Genomic DNA, 21,465 nt, shown 5'->3' with positions numbered 1-21,465 from the left:
TTGTGAGTGGGTTGCGAAAACTGTCAGCTGTGAAACGCCAGGCCTTTGTGGGCGGCGATTGCGCGTTCGTAGGCAAGGTTGGCGATGGCGGTGTCCTGGGCCCCGGTGCCGGTCAGGTCGCACAGGGTGACCTCTTCGGCCTGCACACGGCCCGGGTGCAGGCCGGCGATGATCTGGCCCAGTTCGGAATGAACGGCCTGTTCGCTGACCGCGCCAGCGCGCAAGGCGTGGTGCAGTTCACCCAGCACCCGGGTCTGGCTCAGGCGGTCGGCGACATAACGGTCGAGCCGGGCCAGGGCCATGGGCGCGATCTCGTTCTTGTGCTCGGCATCCGAGCCCATGGCAGTGATGTGCAGCCCCGGTTGCAGGTGATGCGGCTGGATCAGCGGCTCGCGGCTGGGGGTGCAGGTGATGGCGATATCGACCGCCTGCATGGCCTGGTCGACACTGTCGCAGGCCTGTACCTGCAGTTGCCCATCACGCCCCAGGTCATCACATAACGCTGCGGTTCTCTGCGCATCGCGCCCCCACACCTTGACCTGCTCGATCGGCCGCACCAGGCGCAGTGCCTGCAGCTGCAGGCGTGCCTGTTCGCCACTGCCGATCAAGGCCACGCTGCGGCTGTCCTGCCGCGACAGCCAGCGTGCAGCTACCGCACCGGCTGCAGCGGTGCGCACAGCGGTGAGGTAGCCGTTGTCGAGGAGCAAGGCATCGAGCAGGCCAGTGCGGGCCGACAGCAGTATCATCATGCCGTTGAGGCTGGGCAGGCCAAGCTTGGGGTTGTCGAAAAAGCCCGGGCTGACCTTGATCGCGAAACGCTCCAGCCCAGGCAGGTAGGCGGTTTTCACGTCCACCTCGCCGTTGTGCTCGGGCACATCCAGGCGCAGGATCGGCGGCATCGCCACCTTGGCCGTGGCAAGCAGGGCAAAGGCCTGCTCGATGGCATCGATCGCGTTGCGGTCGAGGGTGATGCAGCTACGCAGGTCGGCTTCGCTGAGCAAGGTGATGGCCGGCATTCGAATACCTCCAGTGAAGGAAACGTGAATTTCAGGCGTCGCCGCCGTTGATGACGCGCTGATGCTGTGCGCTGTCGACGTTGCGCCCGCTGACCACCACCACGACCGGGCCGCGGGCCGTCACCAGGCCGTCGAGCAGCGCGGCGATGCCGACTGCGCCGGCACCTTCGAGTACCAACCGTTCGTGCTGGTAGGCGTGGCGAATGCCATTGGCGATCGACGCTTCCGGCAGCAGGTGGAGTTGGTCGAGCAGACGCTGGGTCATGCTCAGAGTGTGCTGGTTGCCCAGGCCGATGCCGCCACCAAGCGAGTCGGCGAGTGTCGGCAGCTCCTCTACCTCGACTGGCCTGCTGGCCTGCAGGCTGGCGTACATCGCCGCACCGCGCTGCATGCTGATGCCATGGGTGGTGATCGCCGGCTTGATGCTTTTCATGGCCAACGCCACACCCGCGAACAGGCCACCACCGGAGAGCGGAATCAGCACCTGCTCCACCTCAGGCAACTGCTCGATGATTTCCAGGCCCAGCGTGCCCTGGCCGGCGATGACCTGAGGGTGATCGAAAGGTGGAATGAGCGTTGCGCCCTGTTGCTCGGCATGTTGTTGCGCGGCCTGCTGGGCATCGTCCTGGGAGTGGCCGACGATGCACACTTCGGCGCCCAGGTCGCGGATGGCCTGGACCTTGTTGGCTGGCACCAGTTGCGAAAGAAACACGGTTGCCTTCACGCCCAGTTGTGCAGCAGCGTGGGCCACCGCCCGGCCGTGATTACCGGTGGAGGCCGTAACCACGCCGCAAGCGCGTTGTTCCGCGCTGAGTGCGGCGATGGCATTGCTGGCGCCGCGCAGCTTGAAGCTGCCGGTGGTCTGCAGGGCTTCGAGCTTCAGGTAGACCGCCGTGCCCAGGTGCCGTGACAGGCTGGGGGAAAGTTCCAGCGGCGTGCTGCGCACCAGGCCGTGGATACGCTGGCGGGCGAGGTAGAGATCGTGAAGCGAGAGCGCTGACATGACCGGGACCCAACAAGTGAGCTGATGTTGGGCGGAGTGTATGAGGCGAAAATTGTCGTGATGAATGTACTAGGGCAATTTGCCGGGGAATTTGTTTTTGCCTGCAGCGTCCTCTTCGCGGGTAAACCCGCTCCCACAGGAATGGACTGCCCCCAAGAAGTTGGACACCAATCCAACCCTTGGGGGATCTATGGGTAAATACACAGAGCAGTTCAAGCTCACGGCTATCACCGCTTACCTAGAGGGCAGCTGGGGCTTTCGCAAGGTGGCACAACACTTTGGCATCGATTTCAGCCTGCTTCGGCGCTGGGTTTCTGGCTACCAAGTCGATGCCAGCCTCAGCCCTCGCTCGCATGGTCGCCGCTACACCGAGGAATTCAAGCGGCGGGTGCTCAAGTACATGCTTGAGCATCGCCTGTCCCTGCGCCAAACAGCGGCGCACTTTGACCTTGGACAGTCCTCACAGATAGGCATTTGGCTGCGGCAGCACTACAGTGGCAGTCCTGTAACCACTCTCGCCAAACAAAGAAAATCAGCCGTGCCGAAGAAAATTAAGCCCATCAAGCCGACAGACACCAATGACGCAGAGAAATCTCGTGAGCAGTTGTTGAGCGAGCTCGAGTATCTGCGCATGGAGAATGATGTCCTAAAGGAGTTAAAGGCTCTGCGAGAGGAGAAGGAGCGAAAACGGACGAAAAAGCCCTGATCGTCTGCAAATTCAGACATAAATATCCGCTGCCTGACCTCTTGCAGATGGTGGGATTGGCACGCAGTACCTTTTATTACCAGGTCAAGTGCCAGCAAAAGCCGGACAGGCACGCCTCGCTCAAGGAGTTGGTGCAGCGTGTCTATCACGAGGAGAAAGGGCTGTATGGCTACCGCCGCATTGCCCTTGCCATCAGGAATCAGGGGACCTTGGTCAACAAGAAGGTCATTGAACGGTTGATGGCTGAGGTTGGTTTGCAGTCCGTTGTACGCCCGAAGAAGTATCGATCCTATCGCGGCATTGTCGGCAAGGTGGCAATGAATTTGCTGGAGCGTAATTTCGTCGCGCAACGCCCCAACCAGAAGTGGGTGACCGATGTCACTGAGTTCAAAGTGGCCCAACAAAAGCTCTACCTGTCGCCCGTGATGGACTTGTACAACGGTGAGATCATCGCCTATGAAACAGCTTGCCGGCCTACCTATGGCTTGGTCGGGAACATGCTGGAAAAGGCGCTCGATGGGTTGGGTGAAAAGCCCAAGCTAGTGATCCACTCAGACCAGGGATGGCATTACCAGCAGCCCCAATACCGCCATAAGCTCGCAGCGCGCGGTGTGAAGCAGAGCATGTCTCGCAAGGGCAATTGTCTGGATAATGCAGCGATGGAAAGCTTCTTCGGCACACTGAAGTCAGAGTTCTTCTACCTGAAGCGCTTTGAAAGCGTCGAACAGCTGAAGGCGGGCCTGGAGGAGTACATCCATTACTACAACCATGACCGCATCAGGCTGAAACTCAATGGCCTGAGCCCTGTCAGCTACAGGATTCAGGCCACTGGCTAAAACTGTCCAACTTTTCGGGGGCAGTCCAGGAATCGCGCATTTCCTGAACCTCGCACGGAACCTGTGGGAGCGGGTTTACCCGCGAAGAGGCCGGTACAGGCCGCTCAAAGCTCGTGGATCTGCGGATACTGCCCGAACAACTCCCGCATATCGCCAAAGGCCTGGCGCAACTTTGCCTCGGAACACTCGGCGCCCACGCACAAGCGCACGGCCCGTGGCCGCGGTGTACCGCGCACCAGGAACGGCTCCGGCGGCGTCACCGCAATCTGCAGGCGGCGCAAGGCACGCACCAGGCTGTCCACTTCCCAGCGCTCGGGAATGTTCAGCCACGCCCCCAGGGCATGGGCGTGCTGACCACGCACATAATCCCCCAGGTATTCACGCAACAACGCCTGACGCTCGCCCAGCAAGGTGCGCTGCAGCGCCACCAGCTGCGCCGCGCGCCCGTCGTTGATCCAGCGCGATGCAATCTCCGCCACCAAGGGCGTGGCCATCCAGCTGTTGACCCGCAAGATGCTCTCGGTGCGCAGCGCCAGGCGCTTGGGCATGGCCAGATAGCCCACGCGCAGGCCGGTAAGCACCGACTTGGTCATGCTGGTGCAGTAGAACGACAGCTCCGGCGCATAGGAACTGAGTGGCCTGGCATGGCTGCCACCCAGTAGCGGCCCGTAAACGTCATCTTCGATGATATGCACACCAAAGCGCCGGGCAATTTCGGCAATCTCCTGGCGGCGGCTGTCGGGCATCAGGCTGACGGTCGGGTTGTTGAGGTTGGGTGTGCACACCAGCGCGGTCACCCGCTCGTTGCTGCAGATGTCCTCGAAATGCTCCGGGTTGATACCCTCGCGGTCCATCTCCAGGCCTTTGAGGGTAAAACCGAGCACCTGTGAATTGCCGATCACGCCATGGTCGGTCAACCCCTCGCACAGCACCACATCATCCGGCCCGGCCAGCGAGGCCAGGGCCAGGAAGATGGCGTGGGCGGCGCCGTTGGTGACCAGCACATCGTCACGCTCGACCTGCATGCCCAGGCCGGCAAGCCAGCGCACCGCCGCCTCGCGGTGGCTCTCGAAACCGGCGATGGGCCGGTAGGCATGGATCCACGGCTGCTCCTCCTCCAAAGCCAGCTCGGCGCAGGTGTCGCGCCAGATGCGCTCATGCACCTGGGTGTGCAGGATGCGGGTGATGGAGAAGTCGACCAGGGTTCGCTCGGGCAGGTCGATGATGTCATCCGACACACGGTCGCTCATGCGCCGGCTGACGAAACTGCCACGGCCGATCTCGCAACGCACCAGGCCTTGGCGCTCCAGTTCCTTGTAGGCATTGGTCACGGTCTGCACGCTGATGCCCAGGGCATCGGCTACCTGCCGCTGCGGTGGCAGGCGCTGGTCATGTACCAATACGCCGCGCTCGATCTCGCCGGTGACGGCCTGGACCAGGATCTTGTATTTGGACTCGCCGATGCGGGCGGCGTCCAGGGCTGCCTTCCAACTGTGCATCATGATGTTCGCTTCACTTGCCGGGGCCAGGGTCACAGCATCCCCCGTACAAGTGCTTCGGGCAATTGTCCTAGTGCAATGCCATCGCCGTTTCAGCTTTTGTATGCTCGGCCCAAGGTCGAACTCCCGCTGCCCGGCAGCTTCGAACAAAAGACCGACCTGCTTTCGCTGTTTTGCTCCACTGCCTCCTAACACAGAGCCGTCGACGACGGTTTTTATAACAAACAGGAGCTTCATTGATGAGCCAGCCTTTCAACGTTCCACGCCCCTTCCAGCGCCTGCTGATAGCCTGTGCCACCTTCGGTGTGCTTGCCAGCGCCCAGGCCGCCAGCCTGGACGAAATCAAGGAAACCAGCCACATCCGCATCGGCTACGCCAACGAAACCCCGTTCGCCTTCACCGAGACCGATGGCCGGGTAACCGGGGAGTCACCGGAAATCGCCAAGATCATCTTCGGGAAAATGGGCATCAAACAGGTCGATGGCGTGCTCACCGAGTGGGGTTCGTTGATCCCGGGCTTGCGCGCCGGGCGCTTCGATGTGATTGCCGCCGGCATGTACATCACCCCGGCACGCTGCAAGCAGGTGATCTTCACCGACCCGCAGTACGCCCTGCCCGACACCCTGCTGGTGGCACAGGGCAATCCGAAGAACCTGCACAGCTACGCCGACATCGCCAGGAACCCGGACGTGAAGCTGGCGATCATGGCCGGCACGGTCAACCTCGCCTATGCCCGCGACTCCGGCATCACGGATGCGCAGATCCTTCAGGTGCCGGACACCACCGCCCAGTTGCAGGCCGTGCGCGCCGGCCGCGCCGATGCTGCCGTGGGCACCCAGCTGACCATGAAGGGCCTGGCAAAAAAGGGTGGCGACAAGGTCGAGGCAATCAGCGACTTCACCGATGACCCGGCCCATACCGGCTACGGTGCCCTGGCCTTCCGCCCCGAGGACAAAGCCCTGCGCGACGCGGTCAACGCCGAGATGAAGAAGTGGCTGGGCAGCGAGGAGCATCTGAAGACCGTCGCGCCGTTCGGCTTCGACCGCAGCAACGTGACTGACAAGACCGCCGCCGAGCTCTGTGCCCAGCAGTGAATCGAGGTGGCATGGCGCTTGCCGTGCCATTCCCTGTGTAAACCGATTATTCAGGTCGAACCATGGGTGAATTGATACCGTTGTTACTGCAAGGCGCCTGGATCACCATCCAGGTCACCTTCTTCGGCTCGCTGCTGGCCATCGTCGCCGCGATCCTCGCCGCCCTCGGCCGGCGTTCGTCATGGCGGCCATTGAGCTGGCTGTGCGTGGCCTACATCGAGCTGTTCCGCGGCACCTCGTTGCTGGTGCAGTTGTTCTGGCTGTTCTTCGTATTGCCGCTGCCACCGTTCAACCTCGAACTCAGCGCCTACACCGTGGCCATCGTCGGCCTCGGGCTGCATATCGGTGCCTACGGTGCCGAAGTGATGCGCGGGGCGATCAGCTCGGTGGCCAAGGGGCAGTACGAAGCCTGCACCGCGCTGAACATGCCCGCCACCATCCGCTTCCGGCGGATCATCCTGCCGCAGGCATTGCTGGCGGCCATCGCACCTGGCACCAACCTGCTGATCGAACTGCTGAAGAACACCTCGCTGGTGTCGCTGATCACCCTGTCGGACCTTAGCTTCCGCGCCCGTCAGCTGGACCAGGCGACCTTCCAGACCCTGGAAATCTTCAGCCTCACCCTGCTGCTCTACTTCGTCCTGGCGCAGGTCATCAACTTCCTCATGCGTCGGGTCGAACGGCGCCTGAGCCGCGGTCGCCTGCGGGGGAGCCTGTCATGAATTTCTGGGACTGGAACTACGTCGCGCAAATCCTGCCCGACTTGCTGCAGGCGTCGCTGAAAACCCTGGGCATCACCTTGGTTGGCTTCCTGATCGCAGTGGTGCTGGGCCTGTTTCTGGCCATCGCCCGACGCAGCCGCCAGGCCTGGCTGTCGTGGCCGGTGGCATTGCTGATCGAGTTCATCCGCAGTACGCCGCTGCTGATCCAGGTGTATTTCCTCTACTACGTGCTGCCCAACTACGGGGTCAACATGACGGCCATGCAGGCCGGCATCATCGGTATCGGCGTGCACTACGCCTGTTACCTGGCCGAGGTTTACCGCGGCGGCCTCGACTCGGTGGCGCGCAGCCAATGGGAAGCGGTGGTCGCCCTCAACTTCGCGCCGTGGACCGCCTACCGGGCAGTCATCCTGCCCCAGGCGATTCGGCCGATCCTGCCGCCATTGGGCAACTACCTGATCGCCATGCTCAAGGACACCCCGGTGCTGTCGGCCATCACCGTGGTGGAAATCATGCAGCAGGCCAAGAACATCGGCTCCGAAAGCTTCCGCTACCTCGAGCCGATCACCCTGGTCGGTCTGTTCTTCCTGGCCTTGAGCGTCGCTCTGGCCTACCTCGTTCGGCGCCTTGAAGTGCGCCTGGAGCTCCGCTGATGATCGCCCCTGTGACCCACTTCGCCACTGCCACCGCCACCCAGCCGCTGGGCACCCACATGCCCACACCGGCCATTGCCCAACCGATCGTCAGCTTCAGGGACGTGACCAAACGCTACGGCAGCTTCACCGTGCTCGACGGCCTCAACCTCGATGTCGCCCCCGGCGAAAAGGTGGCGATCATCGGCCCCAGCGGCTCGGGCAAGTCGACGTTGCTGCGGGTACTGATGACGCTTGAGGGCATCGACCAGGGCATGATCGAAGTCGATGGCGAATCGCTCACCCACATGCCCGGGCGCAACGGCGCGCAGCTCATCGCCAACGAGCGCCATGTACGCAAAGTGCGGGCGAAGATCGGCATGGTGTTCCAGAGTTTCAACCTGTTCCCGCACATGAGTGCCTTGCAGAACGTGATCGAGGCCCCGGTCCAGGTGTTGGGCGTGAAGCCGGCCGAGGCGCGCGAACGGGCTGCCGAGCTGCTGGAGATGGTTGGCCTGGGCAACAAGTTCGAGCATTACCCGTCGCAGTTGTCCGGTGGCCAGCAACAGCGCGTGGCGATTGCCCGGGCGCTGGCGATGCGGCCCAAGGTGATGCTGTTCGACGAAGTGACCTCGGCGCTGGACCCGGAACTGTGTGGCGAAGTGCTGAACGTGATCCGCCGGTTGGGCAGCGAGCACAACCTGACCATGCTGATGGTGACGCATCAGATGGGCTTTGCCAGGGAGTTCGCGGATCGAGTGTGCTTCTTCTACAAGGGGCAGATCCACGAACAGGGGACGCCGGCGCAGATCTACGAAAACCCGCAACAGGAGCGGACCCGGGCGTTCCTCAGTGCAGTGCGGGAGGCGAACTGACCGACGATTGTCGCTTCAGTACTCGCGCCGCTTGCGAAACGCCCAGCGCCCCACCAGCACGGTGAAGGTCGCCACCAGGGCCACCAGCACCCAGAAACCATGGGGGTTTTCCGCCAGCGGCACACCCCCGACGTTCATGCCGAAGAAACCGGCGATGATGTTGATGGGCAGCGCCAGCACGGTCACCACGGTCAGGGTGAACAGGGTGCGGTTGGTCTGTTCGTTGAGCTTGGCGGCGATTTCTTCCTGCAGCAGCTTGATCCGCTCACCGAGGGCGGTGAGGTCGCTGATCACCAGGGTGAACTCTTCTGTGGCCGCCCGCAGCTGGCGTATGTCCTGTTCCTGCAGCCAGTCGGGCGGCCGGTTGAGCAGGCGCAGCAGCGCCCCCGGTTCCAGCGCCAGCAGGCGCTGCAGGCGCACCAGCACCCGGCGCATGCTGCCCAGTTCGGCGCGGTTGTCGCTCAGGCGCTGAGACAGCAACTGGTCTTCGATGCGGTCGACGCTGGTGGTGGTTTCACGCACGATCTGGGTCAGCACATCACCCTGGTCGCGCAACAGATGGACCAGCAACTCGATGGACGAATGAAAGCGCTCGCCATGCTTGACCGACGAGCGCAGCTTGTCCACCGAATGCAGCGGCTGCAACCGCGCGCTCACCAGCAACTGGCTGCTGGCGCAGGCCCACAGCGTGGAGATGTCCGAGGACACCAGGCCGAAGTTGAACACCACATCGTTGACCACTGCCAGCAGCGCCGAGTCGGCGTGTTCGATACGGGTCGAGCGCGAACCTTCGCGCAGGGTTTCGAAGAAGGCTTCGGGCAATTGCAGGTGGGTGCGCAGCCAGCGTTCGCAGGCAGCGTGGGCCAGGTTCAGGTGCACCCACAGAAACTCGCCAGGCTCCAGCGGCTGGCCAAGCGTGCGCAACAACTGCGCCGAATCGATTTCGCGCCCCGGCTGGCCAGGGCGGAAGGCGAAGGCGTAGAGCAGGCCGAACAGGTCGTGGTCCTGTGGCAGATGCAGCGCGGGATGGCCCATTCGAACTCGCAATGAGGCACGGGGAGATGGCAGAAAGGGTGCTGAATATTCGTTGCAGTCAGATGACAGCTGGATAGCGGAAAGCCCTTTGGGCTGCGCTGTCGCGTAGAGAGACGAATTTGCAAGCGGTCCGCATACCCTGTGGGAGCAACTGTCTTGCTCAAATTCTAAAAGTTGCCGCAATCCCCTGTGGGAGCGGCTTTAGCCGCGAAGAATCCAACGCGGTGCCTGGCACCGGCTGCGCCGGTGTTCGCGGCTAAAGCCGCTCCCACAGGGTCCCTGCTAATTCAATGAGTTATGTGCAGCCTTATGAGAACGGGCACGCCCGCTCCCACAAGGTGCGCGGCGCGAAACCTACCTTGCAACCCGCCGATACTGCTGTTTGGGGCTCCGTGGTGATCCGGGATCGGTCATTTCGATCAACCCGGCAGCGAGTGCCGGGTACAAGTAACTCTTGCGGAATGTGGCACGGTGCGAGAGGCCCAGCTGGTGCATCAATTCGCTGCTCTTCAAAGCAACGCCTGCAGGCAGCACATTCAAGAGACTCGCTACTTGGTCGGTTACTTGGTCGGTTACTTGGTCGGTTACTTGGTCGGTTACTTGGTCACTGTCTTCTGCTTCGATAAGCGCCTGCAACAAGGCTTCGAGCATGAATTCGACAAATAGGGTTGCTTCAGCAGCTTGGTCGGCGGCGGCCAGGGCAGCGTAGTAAGCGTCCTGCTGCTCACGAATAACGGTTTCCACCGGCAGGTACGCCAACACCGGCCGCCACTGGCTGAGGAGAAGGGTCTGCCATAACCGTCCCATCCGCCCATTACCGTCAGCAAATGGGTGGATGAATTCAAACTCGTAGTGGAATACACAACTGGTAATCAGCGGATGCCAATCGTTGTTCGCGAGCCAGTGCAACAAATCCTGCACCAGCGTCGCCACCCGACTGGCCGGTGGCGCCATATGCAGAAGGCGAGTGCCGCGATAGATGCCCACCCCTCCACGCCGGTAGCGGCCAGCGTCATCTATAAGCCCATGCATCAGCATGCCGTGCGCAGTGAGCAGATCGTCCTGGGACTCAGCGCGCCAACCAGGCATCGCATCGTAGGTCGCGAACGCGTTACGGACTTCCTGGATTTCACGTGGCAAGCCCAGAACCCGCTTGCCATCCAGCAAAGCGGTTACCTGCTCCACGCTCAGGGTGTTGTTCTCGATGGCGAGCGACGCCTGGATGGTGCGGATACGGTTGCCTCGGCGCAGCTGTGGCGTCAGCGCGCCATCACGGTAGGCAGTCAACAATCCCACTTGCTCGCTGATTTCGGCAACCAGAGCCAGAATGCGGGGGGTCACCGTCAGTGGTGGTTGGTAATTGCTCATTGCCTACAGCCCATGGGGATCAGCTGCCACCTTAATCCACAGATCACGCGGGGGTAAAGAAAGCGCAGCCATCACTTCACAAATTCCTGAACTGATTATTTGCCCGCAGCGATTTTTCCCCTCGCCAACCGCCACCAGAATCGCTTCACCACAATCACAAGAACCGTGAGGCCACTCCCGTGGACCAGACACTCCAGGTACGGCAAGCCGCCGCCGACCTCGTTGCGGCGTTCGCCAGCAACGACACCGCTCGCTATTTCGCCTGCTTCAGCGAAGACGCCACCTTCCTTTTCCACACCCTGCCGCAACCGCTGCTGTCGCGCCATGCCTACGAGCAACTCTGGGCCCAGTGGCAGGCCGACGGGTTTGCGGTGCTCGCCTGCGAATCGGGCAATGCCCAGGTGAGCCTGCAAGGTGACGTGGCGATCTTCATGCATGATGTGGCCACGCACATCCGCATCGCCGGCGAAGAACACCAGTTGAGCGAGCGCGAGACCATCGTCTTCCGCCGCCACGGCGAAAGGTGGCTGGCCTGCCACGAGCACCTGTCGGTCGTATCGCCGGCCTGATCATCCATTTACGCGGCCCTGCCGCCCTGCCATCGCACCCACAATAAGGCCCGCGTACTGCGCCGGCCCACAACAACCGCGCTGGAGCATCACCATGAGCCACTCGACCGGTATCGAGACCAACGGCGTCGAACAGATCCCCGACGATCAACGCGACGCCTCCCCGCTGGACCTGTTCCGCCTGATCTTCGGCGGCGCCAATACCTTCGCCACGGCCGTGCTGGGCAGCTTCCCGGTGCTGTTCGGGCTGTCGTTCCAGGCCGGAGTGTGGGCGATCCTGCTCGGCGTCGGCGTGGGCGCGCTGATCCTTGCGCCCATGGGCCTGTTCGGCGCCCTCAACGGCACCAACAACGCAGTATCGTCGGGTGCGCACTTTGGCGTGCACGGGCGCATCGTCGGTTCGTTCCTGTCGCTGCTCACCGCGGTGGCGTTCTTTTCGCTGTCGGTGTGGAGCTCGGGCGACGCCCTGGTCGGCGGCGCCAAGCGCCTGGCCGGCCTGCCGGAAACCGACCTGACCCTGGGCCTGGCCTATGGCCTGTTCGCGGTGCTGGTGCTGGTGGTGTGCATCTTCGGCTTCCGCTTCATGCTGTGGGTCAACAAGATCGCCGTGTGGGCCTCGAGCCTGCTGTTCCTGCTGGGCATCGTTGCCTTTGCCGGGCCGTTCGACGCTGGTTATGCGGGCAGCGTAAACCTCGGTCAGGCGGGCTTCTGGGCGGCATTCGTCGGTGCGGCGATCCTGGCCATGAGCAACCCGGTGTCGTTCGGTGCGTTCCTCGGCGACTGGTCGCGCTACATCCCGCGTGAAACGCCCAAGGCGCGCATCATGCTGGCGGTGATCGCGGCCCAGGGCGCGACACTGATCCCGTTCCTGTTCGGCCTGTGCACCGCCACCCTGGTGGCCACCCAGGCACCGGACTACATCGCCGCCAACAACTACGTCGGTGGCCTGCTGGCGGTGGCGCCAAGCTGGTTCTTCCTGCCGGTGTGCCTGATTGCGGTGATCGGCGGCATGTCCACCGGCACCACGGCGCTGTACGGCACCGGCCTGGACATGTCCAGCGTGTTCCCACGCCTGCTCAGCCGTGCCGGCGCCACACTGCTGATCGGCGTGCTGGCGATCGGCTTCATCTTCGTCGGCCGCTTCACCTTCAACCTGGTGCAGAGCGTGTCGACCTTCGCCGTGCTGATCATCACCTGCACCAGCCCGTGGATGGTGATCATGATCCTCGGCCTGATCACCCGCCGCGGCTTCTACCATGCCGACGACCTGCAGGTGTTCACCCGCGGCCAGCGTGGCGGCCACTACTGGTTCCTGCATGGCTGGAACTGGCGCGGCATGGGGGCGTGGATCCCCAGCGCGGCGGTGGGCCTGTGCTTCGTCAACCTGCCAGGGCAGTTCGTCGGCCCGCTGGGCAACCTGGCCGGCGGCATCGACCTGAGCCTGCCTGTCACCCTGGGGCTGGCCGGCGTGCTGTACCTGCTGCTGCTCAACCTGTTCCCCGAACCTGCCGGAGTGTATGGCCCCCAGGGCCCGCGTTGGGTGCGTTGCAAAAGCACCGCGCACACGCCGGTAACCACCGCCGAAATGGCCTGACTGGAAACCGACCATGACCACTTCCCACTACATTGCCGGCCGCTGGGTCGAAGGCCAGGGCAGCGACTGCATCAGCGTCAATGACCCGGCCCTTGGGCAACCGTTTGCCGAACTGATGGCCGCCAGCGTCGCCCAGGTAGACCAGGCCGTGACCGCTGCCCGTGGCGCCCTGCCCGCCTGGAAAAACACCAGCGCCAGCGAACGCGCCGCCTACCTGCGCGGCTTTGCCGAACAGCTCGGGCAGCGCCGCGAAGCGTTGATCACCTTGCAGATGCGCAACAACGGCAAGCCACGTCACGAGGCGGAAATCGACCTGGACGACGCTATCGCCACCTTCGGCTACTACGCCGAACTGGCCGAGCAACTGCCATCGAAGAACATTGAAGTGCCGTTGGCTGCGCCGGGCTTCAGCGCTCGTACCCGCCTGGAACCGGTGGGCGTGGTCGGCCTGATCGTGCCATGGAACTTCCCGCTGGTGACCAGCGCCTGGAAGCTCGCCCCGGCCCTGGCCGCCGGTTGCACCGTGGTGCTCAAGCCGTCGGAAGTCACCCCGCTGATCGAACAGGCCTACGGCCAGATCGCCGATGCCCTGGGGCTGCCGCCCGGGGTGCTGAACATCGTCAACGGCAAGGCCGAGACCGGTGCTGCGCTGAGCAACCACAATGGCCTGGACAAGCTGTCGTTCACCGGCAGCAATAGTGTCGGCAGCCAGGTAATGCGCAGCGCTTCGGCGCAGTGCCGGCCAGTGACGCTGGAGCTGGGCGGCAAGTCGGCGATCGTGGTGTTCGATGATTGCGACGTGGGCCAGGCGGTGGAGTGGATCGTCGCCGGCATTACCTGGAACGCCGGGCAGATGTGCTCGGCCACTTCGCGGCTGCTGGTGCAGGACGGCATTGCCGATGCATTGCTGCCGCGTTTGCAGGCCGCACTGGAACAGCTACGGGTCGGTAATCCATTGACCGAAGAGGTCGAAATGGGGCCGCTGACCAGCCAGGCGCAGTGGCTGAAGGTGGCCGGCTACTTTGCCACGGCGCGTGAGGAAGGCCTGCAGTGTCTGGCCGGTGGCAAGGCGCTGGACCGTGATGGCTGGTTCGTCAGCCCGACGCTGTATGCCGATGTGCCGAAAGACAGCCGCCTGTGGACCGAGGAAATCTTTGGCCCGGTGCTGTGCGCGCGTCGCTTTGCGACCGAGGAACAGGCGATTGCCGAGGCCAACGATAGCCGCTTCGGGCTGGTGGCTACGGTGTGCTCCGCCGACCTGGAGCGCGCCGAGCGGGTGGCCGATGCGCTGGAGGTTGGCCATGTGTGGATCAACTCGGTGCAGGCGGTGTTCGTCGAGACCTCGTGGGGTGGCACCAAGGGCAGCGGGATCGGGCGTGAGCTGGGGCCTTGGGGGTTGTCGGCCTACCAATCGGTCAAGCATGTGACGCGCTGTCTGGGTTGAGGTTTCCGGGGCCGCTTTGCGGCCCTTTCGCCGGCAAGCCATATGCAATCCCTGTGGGAGCTGGCTTGCCGGCGATCGAGGACGAAGCCCTCGCCTTGGCCCCTCAGATGTAAGACTTTTCCCAACCTGAAACCAAATGCTTCAGCTGGAAGTAGCTTGGGAATTATCCTACCCGCGCCGCAGCCGTTTCTCTGTTGTTGAACAGGAGCATCAGGGCTAATTTCCCCGGGTCGTCACAAATGGCGACCGGGTGTGAGAGCCCGTGCTGATCTGGTTGCAACCTCAACGGTAGCTGTGCGCGGGCAGGCTTGGTCCTGGCCGGGTTCCTAGGTCTCCGGTCTCTCACCCCGCGTACGGCTGCCACCCGATCCTGTGAGAGGGAATGGGGTGGTAGCTCCTGACCGACCTGGGGAAACGCAATGAATAAACTTGTGCCCGATCCACCTGTAAAACCTGGCTCCCGCCCGTTCTACACCATCAACAACGACTTGCCCTCACCCGAGGCACTGCGATACGTCTCGCAGTTGCTGCTTGGCATCGAGGACAGCCTCGACGAATACATCTGCGCCAACGCTGGCGAACCGGGCATCGGGTTGTTGGTCAATACTGTGCATAACGTGCAAATGACCCGGGCGCTCAACCAGTTGCTGTTGAACCGCGAATAAGGCCTGGAGTTGATGCCGGGTTCACCGGCCTCTTCGCGGGCAAGCCCGCTCCCACAGGGATAGCGCAGGCCTGAAGGGCAGCACCGTACCTGTGGGAGCGGGCTTGCCCGCGAAGAGGCCGGTACAGGCTTCACAGGATGTGTCGCAAAAACGCCATTTCGAGAACACGTTTGGCAAACATGTCGCTGGCAGCGACACATAGATGCTGCACTGAACGAGGCCGAGATCATGACCTATGACGACAAGTTGATCGAAGAAGCTGTACTTGCCCTGTTAGCCACCTTCAGCTTCAACGGAGGCAGTGCCTGGAAAGGTTTTGACTTCGAGGTAATGAACAATCTGCATGAGCAGGGCTTTATTACTCAACCGCGGGGCAAGGCGAAATCAGTTCGGTTGACACCTGAAGGCATGGAGCGAGGGAAGCAAATCGCAGATCAGCTGTTCGCTGAAAAGCCCGAACAGTAATGATACCGGGACTTCTTTGCGGCGCAGGCCTGAAGGGCAGCGTGCTACCTGTGGGAGCGGGCTTGCCCGCGAAGAGGCCGGCACAGGCGACACAAAACTCTGCGCCCGCGTGACTTTCCCCTCCCCCCGCAAAGTCCCACTTCCTGGTACCCCCACAATCACAACACCAGGCCGGACCACCCATGCACCCTCAACGCACCGCCTTGCACAACGAACTGCACGCCCGCCCGTCGCTGTATTTCGACGGCCCGGCGCATGTCTTCCACCTGGCCTTGCTCGGCGGCGATGCTGCCTGTGCGGCACTGCTGCAACGCTGCTGCCCGGATGCCCTGGACACCGCTGCCGCCCAAGGCATCACCCGCCTGGATGGCCATCCGTTCAAGTGGGAACGGCACACCGAGTTCTTCACCCTGACCCTGGTGGTGCCCTGCACTGCCGCCGACACCGAGTGGCAAACGCTGCCGCCGGTGCTGGCCGAGGCTATCGCCCCGCAAGCGGCGCAAGTGATCAATGCGGTGCAGGTGCTGGTCCGTGACGAACACGAACTGGACCTGCCCCACTACGGTTTCAAGGACCCGTGCGGCTCCTGCGTCGGCGGTGGCGATGCGGTGGTGTGGAGCGATTTTCGCCTGACCGAGGACGGCACCAACCGCTTCCTGTTCATCAACCGTCGCCTCAATGCCTACCGCCAGGGCCGCATGATCCGCCGTCTGCTGGAAATCGAGACCTACCGCATGATGGCCTCGCTGACCCTGACCACGGCCAAGGACCTGAGCCAGGAACTGGATGCCTTCGACAAGAACCTGGTCAGCCTCTCGGAGCGCAGTGCCGGGGTCGATGGCCATGATTCCAAAGGGTTGCTGGAGGCCATTGCCCACCTGTCACGCCAGGTGGTCAGCCGCACGGTGAAAACCCGCCACCGCTTCGGCGCCACGCAAGCCTATGCGCAACTGGTGTTCGAGCGCCTGGGCGAGCTGCGGGAAAGCCATGTGGGCGACTGCCAGCGCCTGGGGGTGTTCATCGAACGCCGGTTCAAACCGACCGTGCGCTACTGCGCGGCCACCGAGCAGCGCCTGGAGCAGTTGGCGAAGAATGTGGCCAACCTGGGCGACCTGTTGCAGGCACGGGTACAAGTGGAGATGGAAGAACAGAACGCCGAGATCCTGCGCAGCCTCAATGCCCGGGCCGATGCCCAGGTGAAGATCCAGCGGGCGGTGGAGGGGCTGTCGATCATTGCCATCACCTACTACCTGCTGAACTTGTTCAAGCTGCTGTATGGCGGGCTGAATGTGCTGGGGTTGGGGCTGACGGCGCGGGATGGGCTGTTGGCCATGGCGCCGCCTGTGCTGTTGGTGTTGCTGGTGATTTTGCTGAGGATCAGGCAGGCCAAGCAGCATTGAGGATTGGGGGCGCCTTGCGCCCCTATCGCGACACAAGGCCGCTCCTACAGGGACTGCACATTTCCTGTAGGAGCGGCCTTGTGTCGCGATGGGCTGCAACGCAGCCCCCGATGCTCACACCGGCTCGTCAGCCGGCCGTGCATTCTCTTGCACCAACACCATGCTCTGCGGCGACGACAGGGCAATACCTTCATCACGCAGGCGCCCAAGGATGGTAAACAGCAGGTCACTGCGCGTACCGGATACCTGCCGTGGCCCCGCCACGTAACCACTCACACCTATCACCATGCCGCTGCTGGTCAGGTCCTTGAAGGTGACCGAGGTGGCCGGCGCATCCAGAATCGCCTCGTGCTCCTGGTAAGCCGCCAGCAGCAGTTCACGCACGCGGTTGGCATCGGTCTCCAGCGGCATGGTCAGGGTAATGCCGACCACGCCAAGGGCATTGCCCATGGTCACGTTGCGCACGTTCTGCGAGATGAACTGCGAGTTGGGCACGATAACCGTCGAGCGGTCGGACATCTGGATCTCGGTGGCGCGCACGTTGATACGGCGAATGTCGCCCTCGACGCCCGCCAGGCTGACCCAGTCGCCCACCTTGACCGGGCGCTCGGTCAGCAGGATCAGGCCGGAAATGAAGTTCTGCACGATCTGCTGCAAGCCGAAACCGATACCCACCGACAGGGCACTGACCACCCAGGTCAGGCTGGTGAGGTTGATGCGCAGGGTCGACATCACCAGCATGGCCAGGAAGATGAAGCCCAGGTAACCCACCAGGGTCACCAGCGAGGCACGCATGCCGGCGTCCATGTCGGTTTCCGGCAGCAGGCGATCGCTCAGCCAACGCTTGACCACGCGGATGGCGAACAGGCCGCTGAGGAACATCACCACTGCCAACAGAATGTCCTGGGGGACAATGTTCATGTTGCCCAGCAGCTTGCCGCCGGTCTCGTCCCAATCACCCAGGCTCAGCAGCAGCTCGCTGGGGCTGGTGCCCGATGGCATCAGTGCCAGCAACAACGCCAGGAACAGCACCACGGTGCGGCCGATGCCGGCCAGGATGGTGCTGGCCTGCGCCTGGTGACGCGGCGCCAGGCCCAGGGTCGAGGCCAGCGCCAGGCCGCCGGGCTGGCGGGGCGACAGCAGGGTTTCGCAGAGGTCGCCAAAGAACGTGGTCAGCAGGTAGGCACAGGTGATCACCAGGCTGACCCACAGCAGCTTGGCGGTGAGGAAGTAGGCGAGTGTCAGGTAACCGGCGAGCAGGGCCAGCAGGATCAGCGTCAGCCAGATCACCATCACGAACGGGATCAGCCCGGCCAGGCCCGTGGGGCGCTCCAGGTCATGCTTGCGCAGGGTGCGACGGTAACGCAGCAGCGCACCGGCGAAGGTAACCGCCACAACCAGCGCGGTCAGGCCGTTGACCGCCACGGTCAGCGCCAGGCTGGCACCGATCACGCTGTTGATGCGTTCCATGGTCATCATGACCATCAGCGCCAACGCCAGCACCTTGGGGAACCAGCCCAGGGCGCTGGCCACTTCGTCGTGAATCGGCGGCAGGCGCCAGGAGGGGCGTTGCAGCATCAGCATGGCGCGGCCCAGGCCGGTGATGAAGGCGCTGAACACCACCAGGGCAAGTACATGGTTGGCCAGGCTGGCAATATCGGCGCCCAGCTCGGCGCTGCTCTCCAGCCCCCATCGCAGCAGCGAGACCGAACCGGCGATGGTACCCAGGGTTGCCAGGCTCACGCCCAGCGCCAACGCACTGCGGCGCAGGCGGCCTTCGGGTAGCCAGCTGACCATGGCGTCGGCCAGCAGGCGCTCGAGCACGCGGCGCACCAAGGTCCAGACCAGGATTGCCGCCACCAGGCTGGTAATGAACAGCCAGCGATTTTCGGCGCTGAAGGCACTGCCGATGGCATCGGCCGTCTCGCCACGCAGGTCGCGCAGGCGTGCCACGTCGTCCTGGGTGGGGCGAATGATGCTCTGCCAGAACGCCGGGCTCAGCGGTGAGGCCGCGCGGCTGGTGATCTGCGAGTTGAACTGGCTGCGGCGCAGGTTGACGATTTGCGTGGACAGGTCGCGGGCCGACTGGGTCAGCTTGGTTGCCTGGTCCCGTTGGGCTACCAAGGCCTTCTTCTCGGCCTCCAGCTCCTTGCGCTGCTGGGTCAGGGTGGCGGCCTCGTCCGGCTGGACCGGCCCGATGACCTTGAGCTTGTCGTCGACTTTCTCCACATCCGTGGTGCGCAGGGCACTTAACGCATCGGCCTGGCGCTGGACCTGCATGGCGCCCAGGCGCAGTTGCGACAGCAGATCGTCGTTGGCCTCGCTGGTGACACCCTGGCGGATCTGGTCCAGTCGATCGCTCAACTGCTCGATGCTGGCGTTTTCATCCAGCACGTTCGCTTCGGCAACCGCCAGATTGGACAAGGGCGTGGCCGGGGCCGACCAGGCCGGGCTGGCAATGGCCAGCATCAAGGCCATCAAAACCATCAGGCCTGGGCAAAAACGGGCAAGGCTGACACGCCTCATCGAATATTCCTCTTTACAATTCGATTTGGCGGGGGATTCTACGCGGCTTCAGGCAATCAGGAGAGTGCCGTTTCTCGTTTGAGCAGTTGCTGTTTGCGCTCGACGCCCCAGCGGTAGCCGCTGATGTCGCCGTCGCGGCGCACCACCCGATGACATGGGATGGCCACAGCGATGTGGTTGGCCGCGCAGGCCATGGCCACCGCACGCACCGCCTTGGGCGCGCCGATGCGCTCGGCGATGTCGGTGTAGCTGACCCGGCTGCCGGCCGGCACCTCGCGCAGGGCCTGCCACACCCGTTCCTGGAACGCAGTGCCTTGCACATCCAGGGGCAAGGCCAAGCCCAGCGCCGGGGCTTCGACGAAGCCCACCACCTCGGCGACCAACCGTTCGTAGGCACTGTCGCCACCGACCAGGTGGGCCTTGGGGAACTGGTCCTGCAGGTCGCGCAGCAGGGCCTCGGGGTCGTCGCCCAGCAGGATCGCGCAAATGCCCTTCTCGCTCTGGGCCACCAGGATCGCGCCCAAAGAGCACTGGCCGAGGGCGAAGTGGATGGTTGCCCCGGCGCCGCCGGCGCGGTATTGCCGCGGGCGCATGCCCAGGCGCTGGTCGGCGCTTTCGTAGAAACGGCTGTTGGAGTTGTAGCCGGCGTCATAGATGGCATCGGTGACAGAGCGCTGGCCATCTTCCAGGTGCGCGCGCAGGCGCCGGGCACGGAAAGCGGTTGCGTAGGCCTTGGGGGTGAGGCCGGTTTCGGCCTTGAACAGGCGGTGCAGGTGGAAAGGGCTGACGGCCAGTTGGGCGCTGAGTTGATCGAGGCTGGGCGCGGGGTCGCTGGCTTCGATCAGCCGGCAGGCGCGGGTGACCAGCTGGCTGTGGCGGGTGGCGCTGGTGGTGGTGGCGGTGCAACGTTTGCAGGCGCGGTAGCCGGCGGCTTCGGCGGCGGCTGGGGTGTCGTAGAACTCGACGTTGGTTCGCTTGGCGAGGCGCGATTTGCAGCCGGGGTGGCAGTAGATGCCGGTGGTGCGCACGGCGTAGACGAAGTGGCCGGTGGCGGCGGTTTCGCGGGATTCTACGGCTTGCCAGCGTTGGTCGGGGGTGGTGTAGGGGTTCATTGGTAAATGTCCAGATAGGTTGTTGCTTGTGCCGGCCTCTTCGCGGGCATGCCCGCTCCCACAGGTACCGTGTCGGTTTCGGATGTTGTGCCATGCCTTTGAGGCCGGTTTACCTACAACTTCAGGTACTGCATAGACCTTCAAGGCTGTGGAAATCCCTGTGGGAGCGGGCGTGCCCGCGAAAGGGCCGGCACAGGCGGTGCAAGACCTCAGGCCCGCCACAGGTACCAGGCCGCCACGGTACGGTATGGCCGCCAGCCGCCACCCAGCGAACGCATTTGCGCCGGCGTCGGCGCCTTGTCCAGCCCCTTCAGCCGCCGATACCCCTCGCGCACGCCAAAATCGTCGACCGGCAGAACGTCCGAACGCGCCAGGCTGTAGATCAGCAACATCTCCACCGTCCACCGCCCTACCCCGCGCAATGCCACCAGCCGTTCGATCAACGCCTCGTCAGCCATGGCCAGTGCCTCGTCCCGGCTCGGCACCAGGCCATCCAGCCGGCCCTGGGCAATACCCTGGATCGTCGCCATCTTGCTCGCGGAAAAACCACAGGCGCGCATGGTTTCTGGTGTAACCGCCAACAACTGCTCCGGCCCCGGGAACGCAGCCTCCGGGAACAACGCCAGCAAGCGCCCAAGAATTGCCTCGGCAGCACGGGCATGCAGTTGCTGGTAGGCAATCGCCCGTACCAACACTTCGTAAGGCTCACGCCCCGGCGTGGCCTGGTGCAGGCAAGGCCCGGTCGCCGCGATATGCCGCGACCAGTCCGGGTCGAGCGCCGCCAGGTATTCGGTGGCCTCGCGGTACGCGTCAGGCGAAAGGTCGGCCCGGATCATGGCACCTCCATCAAGTCGATTGCAGGTCCAGCTTAGCGCAGCCGTTCATCGGGCAAACGCCGGTTCTT

General features: G+C 63.5%; 19 protein-coding genes. 11 read left to right on the top strand and 8 right to left on the bottom strand.

Features of this window, described 5'->3' with window-relative positions; all coding sequences use genetic code 11:
• Positions 1-23: 23 nt before the first annotated feature.
• Together eutC and eutB are read right to left on the bottom strand one after the other, a co-directional pair.
• The gene (gene eutC / locus ABIB24_RS03385) at positions 24-1,016 is read right to left on the bottom strand and encodes an ectoine utilization protein EutC (RefSeq protein WP_354316128.1); all 993 of its coding nucleotides are present in this window, start codon (positions 1,014-1,016) and stop codon (positions 24-26) included.
• A 31-nt stretch (positions 1,017-1,047) separates the two neighbouring features.
• Complete coding sequence (eutB, locus tag ABIB24_RS03380) at positions 1,048-2,019, bottom strand: hydroxyectoine utilization dehydratase EutB (protein WP_354316127.1); 972 nt, start codon at positions 2,017-2,019, stop codon at positions 1,048-1,050.
• 190 nt (positions 2,020-2,209) lie between these two features.
• On the opposite strand from eutB, the gene ABIB24_RS03375 reads away from it, so the two are divergent.
• Positions 2,210-3,561, top strand: a protein-coding gene (locus ABIB24_RS03375; protein WP_502945816.1) for an IS3 family transposase whose coding sequence is annotated in 2 segments (ribosomal slippage) — positions 2,210-2,681 and positions 2,681-3,561 — 1,353 coding nt in all. Because the reading frame shifts where the segments join, the coding sequence is not laid out codon by codon here.
• Between the two features lie 104 nt (positions 3,562-3,665).
• Here the strand turns inward: ABIB24_RS03375 and ehuR are convergent.
• Complete coding sequence (ehuR, locus tag ABIB24_RS03370; RefSeq protein WP_274119809.1) at positions 3,666-5,060, bottom strand: MocR-like ectoine utilization transcription factor EhuR; 1,395 nt, start codon at positions 5,058-5,060, stop codon at positions 3,666-3,668.
• Between the two features lie 239 nt (positions 5,061-5,299).
• Here ehuR and ehuB point away from each other — a divergent pair, with 239 nt between their 5' ends.
• From ehuB to ehuA, 4 genes are all read left to right on the top strand, one after another.
• Positions 5,300-6,154 (top strand): ectoine/hydroxyectoine ABC transporter substrate-binding protein EhuB, encoded by an 855-nt coding sequence (gene ehuB, locus ABIB24_RS03365; RefSeq protein WP_137162969.1) that lies wholly within the window; start codon positions 5,300-5,302, stop codon positions 6,152-6,154.
• A gap of 62 nt (positions 6,155-6,216) precedes the next feature.
• On the top strand, positions 6,217-6,876 hold the full coding sequence (gene ehuC / locus ABIB24_RS03360; protein WP_025337663.1) for an ectoine/hydroxyectoine ABC transporter permease subunit EhuC: 660 nt from the start codon (positions 6,217-6,219) through the stop codon (positions 6,874-6,876).
• Complete coding sequence (gene ehuD, locus ABIB24_RS03355; RefSeq protein WP_137162968.1) at positions 6,873-7,529, top strand: ectoine/hydroxyectoine ABC transporter permease subunit EhuD; 657 nt, start codon at positions 6,873-6,875, stop codon at positions 7,527-7,529. Before ehuC ends, ehuD begins: the two co-directional genes overlap by 4 nt.
• A 59-nt stretch (positions 7,530-7,588) precedes the next feature.
• Complete coding sequence (gene ehuA / locus ABIB24_RS03350) at positions 7,589-8,383, top strand: ectoine/hydroxyectoine ABC transporter ATP-binding protein EhuA (RefSeq protein ID WP_274119810.1); 795 nt, start codon at positions 7,589-7,591, stop codon at positions 8,381-8,383.
• Between the two features lie 15 nt (positions 8,384-8,398).
• On the opposite strand, the gene ABIB24_RS03345 is transcribed toward ehuA, so the two are convergent.
• Both ABIB24_RS03345 and ABIB24_RS03340 read right to left on the bottom strand, forming a co-directional pair.
• Entirely contained in the window at positions 8,399-9,418 is a 1,020-nt protein-coding gene (locus ABIB24_RS03345) for a transporter (RefSeq protein WP_024086247.1), read from the bottom strand.
• A gap of 354 nt (positions 9,419-9,772) precedes the next feature.
• Positions 9,773-10,786 (bottom strand): Fic family protein, encoded by a 1,014-nt coding sequence (locus tag ABIB24_RS03340; protein WP_354316125.1) that lies wholly within the window; start codon positions 10,784-10,786, stop codon positions 9,773-9,775.
• A 179-nt stretch (positions 10,787-10,965) separates the two neighbouring features.
• On the opposite strand from ABIB24_RS03340, the gene ABIB24_RS03335 reads away from it, so the two are divergent.
• The 6 genes from ABIB24_RS03335 (at position 10,966) to ABIB24_RS03310 (ending at position 16,923) form a co-directional block, all read left to right on the top strand.
• Entirely contained in the window at positions 10,966-11,355 is a 390-nt protein-coding gene (locus ABIB24_RS03335; protein ID WP_015268917.1) for a YybH family protein, read from the top strand.
• A gap of 94 nt (positions 11,356-11,449) precedes the next feature.
• Positions 11,450-12,949: a purine-cytosine permease family protein gene (locus ABIB24_RS03330; RefSeq protein ID WP_274078971.1), complete on the top strand. Its 1,500-nt coding sequence runs from the start codon at positions 11,450-11,452 to the stop codon at positions 12,947-12,949.
• 13 nt (positions 12,950-12,962) lie between these two features.
• A complete protein-coding gene (locus tag ABIB24_RS03325; protein WP_274078972.1) occupies positions 12,963-14,393 on the top strand; it encodes an aldehyde dehydrogenase family protein in 1,431 nt (476 codons plus the stop codon).
• A 419-nt stretch (positions 14,394-14,812) separates the two neighbouring features.
• Positions 14,813-15,058, top strand: coding sequence for a hypothetical protein (locus ABIB24_RS03320; RefSeq protein ID WP_143493469.1), 246 nt, complete (start codon positions 14,813-14,815; stop codon positions 15,056-15,058).
• A gap of 228 nt (positions 15,059-15,286) precedes the next feature.
• Positions 15,287-15,523, top strand: a complete 237-nt coding sequence (locus ABIB24_RS03315) for a DUF6429 family protein (protein WP_075043732.1) — start codon at positions 15,287-15,289, stop codon at positions 15,521-15,523.
• A gap of 182 nt (positions 15,524-15,705) precedes the next feature.
• Positions 15,706-16,923: a DUF3422 domain-containing protein gene (locus ABIB24_RS03310; protein ID WP_354316124.1), complete on the top strand. Its 1,218-nt coding sequence runs from the start codon at positions 15,706-15,708 to the stop codon at positions 16,921-16,923.
• Between the two features lie 114 nt (positions 16,924-17,037).
• On the opposite strand, the gene ABIB24_RS03305 is transcribed toward ABIB24_RS03310, so the two are convergent.
• The 3 genes from ABIB24_RS03305 to ABIB24_RS03295 all read right to left on the bottom strand — a co-directional run bounded on the left by ABIB24_RS03305 (position 17,038) and on the right by ABIB24_RS03295 (position 21,397).
• Positions 17,038-19,449 (bottom strand): DUF3772 domain-containing protein, encoded by a 2,412-nt coding sequence (locus tag ABIB24_RS03305; RefSeq protein WP_354316123.1) that lies wholly within the window; start codon positions 19,447-19,449, stop codon positions 17,038-17,040.
• Between the two features lie 56 nt (positions 19,450-19,505).
• A complete protein-coding gene (gene ada, locus ABIB24_RS03300; RefSeq protein WP_354316122.1) occupies positions 19,506-20,561 on the bottom strand; it encodes a bifunctional DNA-binding transcriptional regulator/O6-methylguanine-DNA methyltransferase Ada in 1,056 nt (351 codons plus the stop codon).
• A 209-nt stretch (positions 20,562-20,770) separates the two neighbouring features.
• Positions 20,771-21,397: a DNA-3-methyladenine glycosylase family protein gene (locus tag ABIB24_RS03295; RefSeq protein ID WP_354316121.1), complete on the bottom strand. Its 627-nt coding sequence runs from the start codon at positions 21,395-21,397 to the stop codon at positions 20,771-20,773.
• Positions 21,398-21,465: the final 68 nt, after the last annotated feature.

This window comes from Pseudomonas sp. UYEF17 (genome assembly GCF_040546125.1).
Classification (GTDB): domain Bacteria; phylum Pseudomonadota; class Gammaproteobacteria; order Pseudomonadales; family Pseudomonadaceae; genus Aquipseudomonas; species Aquipseudomonas putida_Z.
Note: the sequence above shows the minus strand (reverse complement) of the source record. Positions and strands in the feature narration are given on the sequence as shown.

Bases quoted from the DNA above. Each gene is read 5' to 3' on its own strand.
- eutC (WP_354316128.1), bottom strand. From the start codon at position 1,016: ATGCCGGCCATCACCTTGCTCAGCGAAGCCGACCTGCGTAGCTGCATC.
- eutB (WP_354316127.1), bottom strand. From the start codon at position 2,019: ATGTCAGCGCTCTCGCTTCACGATCTCTACCTCGCCCGCCAGCGTATC.
- ehuR (WP_274119809.1), bottom strand. From the start codon at position 5,060: ATGCACAGTTGGAAGGCAGCCCTGGACGCCGCCCGCATCGGCGAGTCC.
- ehuB (WP_137162969.1), top strand. From the start codon at position 5,300: ATGAGCCAGCCTTTCAACGTTCCACGCCCCTTCCAGCGCCTGCTGATA.
- ehuC (WP_025337663.1), top strand. From the start codon at position 6,217: ATGGGTGAATTGATACCGTTGTTACTGCAAGGCGCCTGGATCACCATC.
- ehuD (WP_137162968.1), top strand. From the start codon at position 6,873: ATGAATTTCTGGGACTGGAACTACGTCGCGCAAATCCTGCCCGACTTG.
- ehuA (WP_274119810.1), top strand. From the start codon at position 7,589: ATGCCCACACCGGCCATTGCCCAACCGATCGTCAGCTTCAGGGACGTG.
- ABIB24_RS03345 (WP_024086247.1), bottom strand. From the start codon at position 9,418: ATGGGCCATCCCGCGCTGCATCTGCCACAGGACCACGACCTGTTCGGC.
- ABIB24_RS03340 (WP_354316125.1), bottom strand. From the start codon at position 10,786: ATGAGCAATTACCAACCACCACTGACGGTGACCCCCCGCATTCTGGCT.
- ABIB24_RS03330 (WP_274078971.1), top strand. From the start codon at position 11,450: ATGAGCCACTCGACCGGTATCGAGACCAACGGCGTCGAACAGATCCCC.
- ABIB24_RS03325 (WP_274078972.1), top strand. From the start codon at position 12,963: ATGACCACTTCCCACTACATTGCCGGCCGCTGGGTCGAAGGCCAGGGC.
- ABIB24_RS03320 (WP_143493469.1), top strand. From the start codon at position 14,813: ATGAATAAACTTGTGCCCGATCCACCTGTAAAACCTGGCTCCCGCCCG.
- ABIB24_RS03315 (WP_075043732.1), top strand. From the start codon at position 15,287: ATGACCTATGACGACAAGTTGATCGAAGAAGCTGTACTTGCCCTGTTA.
- ABIB24_RS03310 (WP_354316124.1), top strand. From the start codon at position 15,706: ATGCACCCTCAACGCACCGCCTTGCACAACGAACTGCACGCCCGCCCG.
- ABIB24_RS03305 (WP_354316123.1), bottom strand. From the start codon at position 19,449: ATGAGGCGTGTCAGCCTTGCCCGTTTTTGCCCAGGCCTGATGGTTTTG.
- ada (WP_354316122.1), bottom strand. From the start codon at position 20,561: ATGAACCCCTACACCACCCCCGACCAACGCTGGCAAGCCGTAGAATCC.
- ABIB24_RS03295 (WP_354316121.1), bottom strand. From the start codon at position 21,397: ATGATCCGGGCCGACCTTTCGCCTGACGCGTACCGCGAGGCCACCGAA.